Source organism: Thermosipho africanus Ob7 (assembly GCF_003351105.1).
GTDB lineage: Bacteria > Thermotogota > Thermotogae > Thermotogales > Fervidobacteriaceae > Thermosipho > Thermosipho africanus.
In genome coordinates this window covers 213,360-226,290 of record NZ_NKRG01000002.1, presented here as the reverse complement: position 1 = coordinate 226,290, position 12,931 = coordinate 213,360, and the positions used below count along the sequence as shown (strand labels likewise).

Here is a 12,931-nt window from a genome sequence, read left to right as displayed (position 1 = left end):
TGTAAAATGAGTGGAGCGGTAAGCCGGATTCTGTTTTTGGAGGCATCTATCTTGGGAATTTGTTACCAAATTCCTCAAGCGGTCTACCCGGGTTATAGGGCGGGCCACCCAAACCCTGCTTGACCTTGCTCCAGGTGGGGGTTGCCAAGCGTATGGATTACTCCATACCTGGTGAGCTCTTACCTCACCGTTCCACCCTTACCATAGTGGTGGTTTTCTTCTCTATGGCCCTGTCCAGGGATCACTCCCTCCGGATGTTATCCGGCACCCTGCCCACGGAGTCCGGACTTTCCTCAGCTTTAAAGCTGCGCCTCCTCGCTCCACTCATTTGATAATTACATATTATTTGTGATAAAATATACTTTGATGGATAATTATAGATATTATTTTCTTTGGGTTATTGTGTTTTTGTTTCTTTTTATTGGAATTTATAACAATTTTCATGTTAAGAAAATAAGTGCAATTGATTTTAGCCATAAAAATTCAATTGCTTACAAGTTTATTTTACCATATAAAAATGATTTATGGGTAGTTTCTGATAGTGGAAAAATTATTGATATTGTTGAAGATTACAAGGTTTTAAAAAGTCTGCCAATAATAGTAGTTCCTGAAGAGTTTGTGGATGGCTATTTTGGAAAAATAAAGCAAGAATTTTTAAAAAAAATACCAGAAAATATACCAAGTTTCGTGTATGAGATAAATTTTAATGAGAATTATATGGTTTTGAATAATAACGCCAGAATATATTTTAATGAAAATTTTGATTTTCAAATGTATTTTGAAAAATTGAAAATAGTGTATAACTATATTGAACCGTTAGGGATTTATTATATTTCGGATGAAATGTTAGTTAAAGCGAGGTGAAAGGTATGGGAAAATGGGATCCAGTAGTTTCAATAGATATAGGTAATGACAGCATTAAGGGTGTTGTTGTAAATTATTCTAATGAAGGAAAAGAAGTTGTTGCTTATTCAAATTTAAAATCTAAAGGTATAGAGTCTGGAGATATAAAAGATGTAGTTGCCTTGAACGATGCAATGAATCAGATAATTGAGAATTTAGAAGAGCAGGTTGGCAAAACTTTAAAAGGTGATTTTTTGGTTTCATCAAGTGTTGGAAATTTTAAACTTCAAGAGATTAGAGAAGAATTGCTTTTGACGGAAGGAGATAATTTAGTAACTGTAAATGAAAAGCATGTAGATGAAATTAAAGAACTTGTTTTGAATACGGCACTTGGAGAAAATAATTATGTATACCATTCATATATAAAGAAATATATTTTGGATGAAAATAAAATAGTATTTAATCCAGTTGATATGAGTGCAAGGAAATTAGAGGCAGTATATTCCATCATAATGGGTGATAGCATTCACAGAAGCATAGTTGATTATGCTACACGGGAGACTTTGGGAGAAGCAGATTATTATATTTCTCCAATTTCAGCAGCTGAGGCTGTTTTGACTAGTTTTGAAAAAGATAGCGGAGTAATGCATGTGGATTTAGGTTTTTATTCTACAGTTGTAACCATATTTTTAAATAATGCACCTATAAGATTTGTAAGGCTACCTAAATCTATGAAATATGTTGTTCTTGATATTGCAAAAATATTAAAAACTTCAATTTATGAAGCTGAGAGACTATTAAAGATATATGGTATAGCAATTTTTCAAAATATAGAGCCTTCTATTATAGAATATAAGGCCCTTGATGGAAGAACTACGCTTGAAACAAACAGAGAACTTCTTGCACGTATAATTTATGCAAGACTTAGAGAAATATTTTTAAATGTTAGAAAAATTTATAGAGATGCAACGATAGATTATAAAGAATTTAGAGATTTGGGAATTCCTGGAGGAATAGTTTTAACAGGTGGTGGTGCAAAAATACCTAGAATAACTGATGTTGCTGCAGATGTAATGAAATGTTCCGTAAGGGTTGGAAGTTTTATAAATACTGAGGAGTTTATAATTGAGGAAAATGAGCAAATTTTGTCTGATCCTCAGTTTGCAGCAGCCTTTGGAAACATATTACAATTTGAAAAAGAAGAGGGTATTGATACATTGAATAAACCGAGAAATAAGTCATCAAGTGCTTTTTCAGAATTTCTAAGAAAATTATTTAAGGGGGAATAATGTATGGGATTTTCAGTAAAAAGAGAGGAAGTTTTTTCTAAAATTATGCCGAAAATAAAGGTTGTAGGTGTTGGTGGCGCAGGTTGTAATGCTATCAATCGTATGATTGAATTTGGTATAGATGATGTGAGTTTTGTTGCTGTTAATACTGATGCTCAGGTATTGGAAGTGAGCAAAGCTGATGAAATAGTCCAAATTGGTGAAAAGTTAACAAAGGGCTTGGGAGCAGGAGGTAACCCAAAAGTAGGCGAAGAAGCTGCACTTGAAGATAAAAAGAAGTTAGAAGAAATGTTAAGGGGAATTGACATGTTATTTATAGCAGCTGGTTTTGGAGGTGGTACAGGCACAGGAGCTGCACCAGTTATTGCTGAAATAGCAAAAAGTCTTGGTATTTTAACTGTAGCAGTTGTAACTACTCCATTTTATTTTGAAGGTGCACCAAGATGGAGAGCTGCGATGGAAGGTGTAAAGAAAATACATAAGAATGTGGATACTTTAATTAAAATAAGCAATAATAAGCTTCTTGAAGAATTATCATGGGATATTCCTTTTGTAGAAGCTTTTGCAAAAGCTGATGAAACCTTATATCAAGGTATAAAAGGTATCTCAGAACTTATTACCAAACGTGGAATTATTAACCTTGACTTTGCCGATATTGAATCGGTAATGAGAAATGCAGGAGCGGCCATGCTTGGTATTGGTGTTGCAAAGGGTGAAAATAGAGCAACGGTTGCTGCACGAAGGGCACTTGAAAGTAAATTAGTTGAACATCCTATTGAAAATGCAACCAAGCTGATTATGAATATTACAGCATCAACAACCTTTAAGTTACATGAAATGCAAGAGGCTGCAACTATTATCAGACAAACATGCAGTGAAGATGCCGATTTAAAGCTTGGAATAATTGTTGATTCAGAGATTCCAGAAGATGAATTAAGAGTTACGCTCATTGCAACAGGACTTGAAAGAGAAGAAGATTTTCTTTACAGTGACGATGATATTCCGGCTATATTCAAATTTGGTTTGGAGGTAATGGGGGATGATGGAGAAAAAGTATAAAAGGCTGGGGGATATTTTAATTGAAAAGGGGATAATTACTGAAGATGATTTAGAATATGCACTTAAAGTTCAAAAAGAAACTAGAAAACCTATTGGAGAAGTTTTAGTTGAACTTGGATTTTGTACATGGCAGCAAATCGTTAAAGCTTTGGCTGAGCAGTATGAAGTAGGTTTTTTTCCTGAAAAGCCTACAATAGATCCTTCGTTAAATCTGAATTTGAAAAAAGAATTAATAGAAGAATTGAGGGTTATTCCAATTAAGGAAGAAAATGGTAAGGTAATTGTTGTTACTGATAACGTATATAATCTTTCTTTGATTAAAAGGAGATTAAAGTTTTTGTTAAGTAAAGATATAGAAGTCTTTTTGGTTTCTCCAAGTATATTTGATGAACTATTAATGGATATGAATGCTGAAAAGAAAGTTGATTTTGATGTGTCTGAGGAACTTTACAGTGAAGAAGTTAATGAAGAAGAGGAAGTAAGAGTGGAAGAATTAGAGTCTGAAGAAACTCCGATTGTTAGGTTGGTTAACAATATTTTAAATCATGCAATAGAACTAGAAGCAAGTGATATTCATATAGAACCAATGAAAGGGAAAAATGTGATAGTCAGATATAGAATTGATGGAGTTTTGAAAAAAGTTACAGAATATCCAAAATCGAGCCATGGTTCAGTAGTTGCAAGGATTAAGATAATGTCTAACCTTGATATTACTGAAAAAAGAATTCCCCAAGATGGAAAATTTTATTTAATAATGAACAATGAACAGTATGATTTTAGGGTTTCTACAATGCCTTCTGTTAATGGTGAAAAAGTTGTCTTAAGAATTTTAAGAGTGTCACAATCAAATAAAAAATTGGAAGAATTAGGATATAGTGATTATAACTTTAAAAGAATTAGTGAGTTGATAAAACATCCATATGGAATAATTTTGGTAACTGGACCAACAGGTAGTGGAAAGAGTACGACGCTTGTTGGAATAATAAATTCACTAAACCATGAGGGAGTAAATATTGTAACAGCAGAAGATCCAGTCGAATATACTATTGAAGGTGTTACTCAATGTCAGGTAAATCCGGAGATAGGTTTAACTTTTGCAAGGTATTTAAGGGCATTTTTGAGGCAGGACCCTGACATTATAATGGTTGGAGAAATTAGAGATAAGGAAACTGCAAATCTTGCTATTGAAGCGTCTCTTACTGGACATTTGGTCCTTTCAACTTTACACACAAATACAGCATCTGGTGCTGTTGATCGTTTGTTGAATATGGGAATTGATCCAAGCTTAATAAGTTCTGCACTAATTGGAGTAATAGGTCAGAGATTGGTAAGAAAAGTATGTACAAAATGTGCCCAAAAGGAAAAACTTGATCCAGAATTTGAAAGTATTGCTAGAAAACTCTTTCCAGAATTAGAGCCATATGCGTACAGAGCAGTTGGCTGTGATGCTTGTAATGGCACGGGGTATAAAGGTAGAACTGCTATAAATGAGGTTTTAATTGTTAATGATGAATTAAGGTATTTAATAAATAACAGAGCATCAATTATAGAAATTAATAAAACTGCTAAAAATAACGGAATGAGAACTCTATTTGAAGATGGGTTGTATAAGGTTCTTAATGGAGAAACAACTATTGAGGAAATTTTAAGAGTGACTGGTGGTAGTAATGAAGAGTGAAAATTATCGAAAGAAAATAGAAGAAAAAGAAAGAAAATTAAAAGAAGAGATACAGTCATATAGACGAAGAAGTGTTTATATCCTTTTCTTCAATGTTTTTTTAGTTGTTGTGTTGTTCTTTTTATTTAATAGTGTGAAGGGAAAAGATACTACAATTGTAGAGGGTTATCAAATTGCTATTAAAATGCCTTCAGAAATTTATTCAGACGAAGAAGTTCAATCGAAAGTTTTTTTGATAAATACTAGAAATTACAAAAGGGATTTTGTGATTGATAGATTCAAATTTCAAATCTTAAGAGAAAATGTTCCAGTGTATAATTTCTATTATGATTCTCCAATAAGTTCTACCATAGACAGATTGGAAAGTATTTTAGTTTTTGACCTTTCTCGTGAAGTATCTTTAAAGAACTTAAAATCTGGAATTTATATTGTAAGTGTAGAAATGTATTTAGATGGTAAATTGATAAAGAATAGTTTTAATTTCTCTGTAAAAGAGGAGATTCTAAAAGAAATAGCCGTTGACCCATATTATTCTATTGGTGAAAATATTATTCCACAGTTGGTTATTGAAAATAAAACTGCAACAACTGTTGTTTTAAGTCCAACAGAAATTGAATGGACACTTAATAATAAAACTTATACGGATGTATTTTCGCAAGAATATAGTTTAAAGCCTGGCGAAAAGATGTTCTTTGAATCATCAAATATTTTCAAAATAAATAAAAAGGGAAGTTATAATTTAAAATGTACAATTTACTTTAAAAATGGCATTGAAACTATTTCTAAAAATATAAATGTTATTGAAGTTCCAGAAAAAGGTTTAAAAGATCTAGATCTTAACATTTACTCTGATGAGTATGTTGTATCTGGTAGAAAGGTGAACTTCAATTTCGAAATTTTAAATCGTAGTGAGAAGGAAAGATATTTATATTTCAATAAAGTCGTTATAATTATTCCTAAAATAAATTATTCCTATGAAGTAAGTAATGTAAAGGTCCTGCTTGGAAGATATGGTGGGATGAGTTTGGTTACTTTACCTTTAGTATTTCCAGCACCAGGAAAATATGATATAGTATTTAAACTTGATGCTGGAGAAACAATATCTAAAGTGTTAACTTTACAAGTTCCATGATATAATTATTTAATGAAATGATAAATTAATATAGGAGGTGTTTTGATGAAGGACCCTATTTTAAAGGAAGCAGAATTAAGGATGAAAAAAAGCGTAGAAGCTATTGACGAGGAATTGAAAAAATTAAGAACGGGAAGGCCATCACCAGCTTTATTGGAAGAAATTAAGGTTGATTATTATGGAGTGCCTACTCCTATAAATCAGGTTGCAACTATTAATGTTACAGAAGAAAGGTCATTGATTATTAAACCTTGGGAAAAGAACCTTTTAAGTGCAATTGAAAAGGCTATTCAAGCAAGTGATCTTGGATTGAATCCGACAAATGATGGAAATGTTGTAAGATTAGTTTTTCCAAGCCCTACAACTGAGCAAAGACAAAAATGGGTAAAAAAGACAAAAGAAATTGTTGAACATGGTAAAATTGCTGTCAGAAACATTAGAAGAGATGTTATTAAAGAACTGAAAGAGATGACAAAAAACGGTGAAATATCAGAAGATGATGAAAAAAGACTTGAAAAAGAAGTTCAAAATCTAACGGATAAATATGTTGAGGAATTGGATAAGCTATTTGAAAAGAAAGAAAAGGAGATAATGGAGTTTTAATTATGTTGAATCATATAGCTTTTATAATGGATGGAAATGGAAGGTGGGCAAAAAGGCAAAACAAGCCTAGAATGTATGGGCACTATGCCGGTGCTTATAAAATTGAGGAAGTAGTGAGGTGGTGTGCTGAGTATGGTGTAAAGTACACCACCTTTTATGCATTTTCAACTGAGAATTGGAAAAGACCAAAAGGTGAAGTAAATTTTATTTTTGGGCTTTTGCAAAGTAAAATTGGTGAATTTTATGAAAGAATGAATAAGGAAGGTGTAAGGTTAGTTTTTAGTGGAAGGTTAAAAGAATTAGGTGAAAAAATATATAATATTTGTATGGAGTATCAGGAAAAAACTAAAAATAATGATAAAATAGTAGTCAATATGGCATTAAACTACGGTGGTAGAGCTGAAATAGTAGATGCAATAAAAAAGATAATAGATTCTAAAATAAGTGATATAGATGAAGAAAAATTTAGAGAATTTTTGTATTTTCCAGATATTCCAGATCCAGACTTAATTATTAGAACATCTGGTGAAATGAGGCTAAGCAATTTTTTAACATGGCAATCGGCATATAGTGAACTTTATTTTACGGATGTTTTATGGCCTGACTTTTCCAGGGAAGATTTAGATAGAGCAATTGAAGATTTTAAAAAAAGGCAAAGACGTTTTGGGGGGATAAAGTGACTAAAGAAACTAAGGTTCGTTTAATTTCAGCGTTTATTGTAGCACCTTTTGTTGTTGCTTGTTTTATTTCGTACCAAAGTTTGATAGGCCTAGTTTCGGCAATTGTCTTACTTGCAAGCTCTGAACTTTTATTTGCAACGTTAAAGAAGCACAGAAAAAATGGAATATTAGTTGTCTACATTGCACTTTTATCTGCATTTCCTTTACTTTTTGGAATTTGGTTTTTAGAGCAACCTATGGAATTGCTAAGTGGTCTATATATAATTGGAATCGTATTTACATTGTTTATTGTTAAAAATAAAGAAATTGTAATGGAATTTTTTGGAGTATATTCAATTTCATTTATTTATATATCAATGAATCTTTCGTTTTTTATTCCATTGTATAAGTTTTATGGTGCAGCTGTTGCACTTTTAACTTTGACTTTAAGTTGGGCTTATGATAGTTTTGCATATTTTTTTGGATTAAGTTTTGGAAGGCACAAGCTTTCAAAAGTATATAGCCCTAATAAGAGTTATGAAGGATTATTAGGAGGAATTTTTGGTACATTTGTTTATACTCTTATTTATTTTGTAATTATAAATAGCTTTTTTAATTATAGTATACCTCTGTGGTATTCTATAGCTTTTGCAATAATTACAGGGATAATGGATACAGCTGGTGATATTTTTGAATCTGCTATTAAGAGAGCGTATGGATTAAAAAATATAGGGCGTTTTATGCCCGGACATGGTGGTATGTTGGATAGAATAGATGGATTATTGTTTGTTGCACCTGTTATTTATATATTTTTAAAACTATTTAGTTAAAATAAGGAGGTTGCTGCATGAGAAGTGATGAAATAAGAAGATTATTTCTAGAGTTTTTTGAAAAAAAGGGACATAAAATACTGCCTAGTGCCTCTTTGATACCTGAGGATCCTCAACTTTTATTTACTATTGCAGGAATGGTTCCTTTTAAACCTATTTTTTGGGGAAAGGTTGATCCTGTTTATACTAGAATTGCAACTTGTCAGAAATGTGTGAGAACTACTGATATAGAAAATGTTGGGAAAACTCCAAGGCATCATACATTTTTTGAGATGCTTGGTAATTTTTCATTTGGTGACTATTTTAAAGAAGAAGCTATTGAGTGGGCATGGGAATTTGTGACTCAAGTTTTGAAGATCCCTGAAGAAAGATTGTGGATTTCTGTCTATAAAGATGATAATGAAGCATATGAAATTTGGAGAAAAATTGGTGTTCCCTCTTCGAAAATTTTGAAACTTGGAAAAGAAGATAATTTCTGGGGGCCTGCTGGTCCTACAGGACCTTGTGGACCTGATACTGAAATTTTTTATGATACACAAAGAGATGTTCCTACAAGTGATGGAAAAGAACCAACACCAGCGAACACAGAAGGCAGATTTGTAGAGATATGGAATCTGGTGTTTACAGAATTTTACCAAGATGAAAATGGTAATTTACTTCCTTTGAAGAGAAAAAATATAGATACTGGAGCGGGCCTTGAAAGAGTGGCAGCTATGATGCAAGGAGTATATAACAATTTTGATACGGATTTATTTGCTCCTATAATTGAGGGAATTTGTAATATATTGAATGTGGAATATAAAAAAGATGAAAAGATAGATGTTTCTATAAGGGTTATTGCAGATCATATAAGAGCTTTAGTCTTCTTAATTTCAGATGGAGTGTTTCCTTCTAACGAAGGTAGAGGATATGTGCTAAGAAGAATTTTGAGGAGAGCCGCAAGGCATGGAAAATTGTTGGGGGCAAATGCACCTTTTTTACATAAATTGGTGGATTTTGTTGTTAATAAAATGGGAAATGTTTATCCTGAAATTGTTGAAAAGAAAGAATTTACTAAAGAAATAATCTTAGGTGAAGAAAAGAGATTTTTACAGAACCTTAATAAGGGGCTAGAATTAGTTGAAAAAGTCGTTCGTGAAAATAATGGGAAGATAAGTGGAGAAATGGCTTTCAAATTATATGATACTTATGGATTTCCACTAGATATTTTAAGAGATTTAGCAGAAGAAAATGGCTATGTTCTTGATGAGCAAGGATTTAATGAGTATATGGAAAAGCAGAGATTGCTTGCAAAAAGCGCTGCAGGTGATGTTGAATTTACAAAAAGAACAGGTTATGAAGATTTGAAATTAAAAAGTGAATTTGTAGGATACGAAAAATATGAGGAGTATTCTAAAGTTCTTGCAATAAAAGTATCTGAATTTGTTAATGAAGCACAAGACGCTGATTGTGAGATTGTATTAGAAAGAACACCATTTTATGCAGAAAAGGGTGGGCAAGTATCTGATACCGGAATAATTAAGGGTGAAAATGGAGAATTTTTGGTTGAATATGTCTATTCCCCAACAGAGGGAATAATAGTTCATAGAGGAAAGTTAAAAGGTAGATTATCAGTAGGTGAGAAGGTTTACGCAAAAATTGATATAGAAAAGAGAAAAGCAACTGCAAGAAATCATACAGCAACACATCTTTTACATGCGGCATTGAGGAAAGTTTTAGGTACGCACGTTAGACAAGCTGGTTCATTGGTCGAAAGTGAGAAGCTTAGATTTGATTTCACACATTTTAATGCACTAAGTGTTGATGAAATAGAACAAGTTGAAAAGATGGTAAACAATGTTATTCTTGAAGCCATAGACGTTATTGTAGAAGAAAAAGACTATGATGAGGCAGTTAAAGAAGGAGCAATGGCATTATTTGAGGAAAAATATGGAGATAAAGTTAGAGTAGTAAAAGTTGGCAATTTTAGTGAGGAATTATGTGGTGGTACTCACGTGAAAAATACGGGAGAGATAGGTTTGTTTAAGATAGTGTCTGAAGGTTCGGTGAGTGCTGGAATTAGAAGGGTTGAAGCAATTACTGGTTTAAATAGCTTAATGTATTTGCAAAGGTTAGAAAATAATTGGTTTAAAGTGAGAAAAGTTCTTGAAGTTAACGATGACGAAGTCTTTAGAAGAATTGAAAATATGAAAGAAGAGATAAAGAAGTTAAATTCTGAGATAAAGAGCTTAAAACAGAAAATGGTTGATATAGACAGTATTTATAAGAATAAGAAGGTTATTAACAATGTAGAGTATATTGTAGAGAAGTTTGAAGGATTAGAAGTTGATGTTTTAAGGGATCTAGCAGATAGATTGGTTGATAAAGGAGTGGACCTTGTAGTATTATTTGATAAAGTTGGAGAAAAAGTTATTTTAATTGTTAAGAAGAAAAAATCTAATCAGTTGTTACATGCAGGAAATATTGCAAAAGAACTTTCAAAAGTTTTAGGTGGTGGAGGCGGCGGCAGACCAGACTTTGCACAAGCTGGAGGTAAAGATTTCGGTAAAGTGCAAGAAGCAATAAAAAAGCTTGAAGAAATTTTAAGGGAGTGTTAGCATGTTTAAAAGATACGACATGGGGATTGATTTGGGTACTGCAAATACACTAGTTTATGTTAAAAATAAAGGTATAGTTGTTAATGAACCATCTGTTGTTGCTATAAATGTAGAAACAGATGAGGTTTTAAAAGTTGGGAATGAAGCGAAAAATATGATAGGTAAAACGCCTGCTTATATAAAGGCAATTAGACCTTTAAAGGACGGAGTGATTGCAGATTACAACGTTGCACTTGCAATGCTTTCCTACTTTATTAATAGGGCACAAAATGGATTTTCTTTGTTTAGGCCATTAGTTGTAGTAGGTGTTCCAGTTGGAATTACTGAAGTAGAAAGTAGAGCAATACTTGAAGCAGGAAACGAAGCTGGTGCGAAAAGGGTTTTTTTAATAGAGGAACCTATGGCAACAGCTATTGGGGCAAATTTAAATGTTGAGGAACCAACTGGAAATATGGTTGTTGATATTGGGGGAGGTACAACTGAAATTGCAGTAATTTCACTTGGAAGTTTGGTTACTTGGACTTCTATTAGAGTTGCAGGGGATGAATTAGATGATGCTATTATTCAATATGTTCGTGAAGTGTATAGAGTGGTTATAGGTGAAAGAACTGCTGAAAGAGTTAAAATAGAAATAGGGAATGTTTTCCCTGACAAGGAATATGATGAACTTGAAACATCAGTAACAGGAATAGATTTATCGAGTGGTCTTCCAAAGAAATTGGTGTTAAAGGGCGGAGAAATTAGAGAAGCTTTGAAACCTATTGTAATGCAAATTATAGATTCAACTAAAGCAACGCTTGAAAAAACTCCTCCAGAATTGGTTGCAGATATAACTGAACGTGGAATAGTTGTTGCAGGTGGAGGTTCTCTTTTAAGAGGAATAACAACTTTAATTGAAAAAGAAACAGGAATAAATGCAATTGTTGCAGATGAGCCGATGACATGTGTAGCACGTGGAGCTGGTATGGTCCTTGATAAAATTTCAATTCTTTCGAGATTAAGGAGGAATGAATGAGTAAGGTAGAGATAATTTTGGTATCACTGCTAATTACATTGTTTTTGTTTGCCTTAAATTTTATTTTGGATGGTAAAGTAGTTGAAATTACAGGGGAATATTTTAGTGTTTTTTCTAAACCTTTTTTTTCGTTGAAAATGAGATTTATGAATTCTTTTGAAAACAAAAATGAATGTAAAATAATTGTATTTGATGAAATGAAAAATGAGCTTTTACCTTTATCTTACACGGAAAAGGGAGTATATTTTTATAAAATAGAATCTCCTGGAATAATTTTGACAGATGATAAAAAAATATTAGGAATAGCAAGAAAAACCGGAAAGTTTATTTTTGTAAAAAAATGGTGGTATGATAATGTTGAAGTAACAGTTGTTGCTAATAATTTTGAAGTAGAAGGATTTTTGAAAGAAGGAAAGCTTGAAGTTTTTGATAATGTTCAAATAAATAATGCGAAAATATTTTTATCAAAAAATACTCCTTACGGTTTGGCACTTATTAAGATGGGAATTCATCTTGCTGAAATAAAGGATGGAGTTTTAAAGTTGAATTTACCAGATATAAAAACAAAGAGGATTTATTTTATTCTAAATGATTATATTAAGAATAATTTGGGAGGAGATAGGGATGAGTGAATACGAAAAAATGACAAGAGAAGAATTGATAGCAAAAATTAAAGAACTTGAAGATGAAGTTGTATTTTTAAAATCCAGACAAAATGAACTTGAAGGACTTTTAAATGAATATTCGGAGATAGTGAAAAAGCAATTTGAAGCTTTTGATGATTTTATTAAGGATCTTGGAACAAAAAGAATGGTAGATCCACTAACTCGTGTATATTCAAAAGAACACATTTTAAAATTGATAAGCTATTATCATCAAAAAGCATTTGAAGAAAATTTCGAATACGCAATAGTGATGATCAAACTTTTAGATATCAACAGTAAAGAGGATTTTGAAAAAGAACAAATTATAATTACTTTAGGTAAAGTTCTTAGAGAAGCAGTAAGAGTACCACTTGATAGCATTGGAAGATATTCTTATGACTCTTTCTTGGTGCTTTTAACAGAAATTACAAAAGAAAATGCAGAAACTGTAAAAGAGAGAATAGAGCACCTTATTGAATTGAAAATTCCAGATGTGAAATTTGAAATTAGAATGGCAGTTTATCCACATGATTCAACAAGTTTAGAAGAATTATTAAATATAGTAAAAGCATAAAGGATGAT

At 32.1% G+C, this 12,931-nt stretch carries 12 protein-coding genes and 1 other RNA gene; 12 read left to right on the top strand and 1 reads right to left on the bottom strand.

What is annotated here, in order from left to right:
• Positions 1-3 precede the first annotated feature (3 nt).
• An RNA gene (gene rnpB / locus OB7_RS03575) (RNase P RNA component class A) lies at positions 4-327 on the bottom strand.
• A gap of 75 nt (positions 328-402) precedes the next feature.
• On the opposite strand from rnpB, the gene OB7_RS03570 reads away from it, so the two are divergent.
• The 12 genes from OB7_RS03570 to OB7_RS03515 are packed head-to-tail and all read left to right on the top strand — an operon-like array spanning position 403 to position 12,923.
• Positions 403-864: a DUF4894 domain-containing protein gene (locus OB7_RS03570; protein ID WP_249031000.1), complete on the top strand. Its 462-nt coding sequence runs from the start codon at positions 403-405 to the stop codon at positions 862-864.
• 5 nt (positions 865-869) lie between these two features.
• Complete coding sequence (gene ftsA / locus OB7_RS03565; RefSeq protein WP_114702548.1) at positions 870-2,132, top strand: cell division protein FtsA; 1,263 nt, start codon at positions 870-872, stop codon at positions 2,130-2,132.
• A 3-nt stretch (positions 2,133-2,135) separates the two neighbouring features.
• Positions 2,136-3,191 (top strand): cell division protein FtsZ, encoded by a 1,056-nt coding sequence (ftsZ, locus tag OB7_RS03560; RefSeq protein ID WP_114702547.1) that lies wholly within the window; start codon positions 2,136-2,138, stop codon positions 3,189-3,191.
• Positions 3,175-4,869 (top strand): GspE/PulE family protein, encoded by a 1,695-nt coding sequence (locus OB7_RS03555; protein WP_428843307.1) that lies wholly within the window; start codon positions 3,175-3,177, stop codon positions 4,867-4,869. Before ftsZ ends, OB7_RS03555 begins: the two co-directional genes overlap by 17 nt.
• On the top strand, positions 4,859-6,001 hold the full coding sequence (locus OB7_RS03550; protein ID WP_114702545.1) for a hypothetical protein: 1,143 nt from the start codon (positions 4,859-4,861) through the stop codon (positions 5,999-6,001). The genes OB7_RS03555 and OB7_RS03550 overlap by 11 nt, the downstream gene beginning before the upstream one ends.
• 45 nt (positions 6,002-6,046) lie before the next feature.
• Positions 6,047-6,604 (top strand): ribosome recycling factor, encoded by a 558-nt coding sequence (gene frr / locus OB7_RS03545; RefSeq protein WP_114702544.1) that lies wholly within the window; start codon positions 6,047-6,049, stop codon positions 6,602-6,604.
• A 2-nt stretch (positions 6,605-6,606) separates the two neighbouring features.
• Positions 6,607-7,284 (top strand): polyprenyl diphosphate synthase, encoded by a 678-nt coding sequence (uppS, locus tag OB7_RS03540; protein WP_114702543.1) that lies wholly within the window; start codon positions 6,607-6,609, stop codon positions 7,282-7,284.
• On the top strand, positions 7,281-8,093 hold the full coding sequence (locus OB7_RS03535; protein WP_114702542.1) for a phosphatidate cytidylyltransferase: 813 nt from the start codon (positions 7,281-7,283) through the stop codon (positions 8,091-8,093). The genes uppS and OB7_RS03535 overlap by 4 nt, the downstream gene beginning before the upstream one ends.
• 17 nt (positions 8,094-8,110) lie before the next feature.
• On the top strand, positions 8,111-10,690 hold the full coding sequence (alaS, locus tag OB7_RS03530) for an alanine--tRNA ligase (RefSeq protein ID WP_114702541.1): 2,580 nt from the start codon (positions 8,111-8,113) through the stop codon (positions 10,688-10,690).
• A 1-nt stretch (position 10,691) separates the two neighbouring features.
• Positions 10,692-11,705, top strand: coding sequence for a rod shape-determining protein (mreB, locus tag OB7_RS03525; RefSeq protein ID WP_004102407.1), 1,014 nt, complete (start codon positions 10,692-10,694; stop codon positions 11,703-11,705).
• Positions 11,702-12,337 (top strand): hypothetical protein, encoded by a 636-nt coding sequence (locus OB7_RS03520; protein ID WP_012580303.1) that lies wholly within the window; start codon positions 11,702-11,704, stop codon positions 12,335-12,337. The genes mreB and OB7_RS03520 overlap by 4 nt, the downstream gene beginning before the upstream one ends.
• Positions 12,330-12,923, top strand: a complete 594-nt coding sequence (locus tag OB7_RS03515; protein WP_114702540.1) for a GGDEF domain-containing protein — start codon at positions 12,330-12,332, stop codon at positions 12,921-12,923. Before OB7_RS03520 ends, OB7_RS03515 begins: the two co-directional genes overlap by 8 nt.
• Positions 12,924-12,931 lie beyond the last annotated feature (8 nt).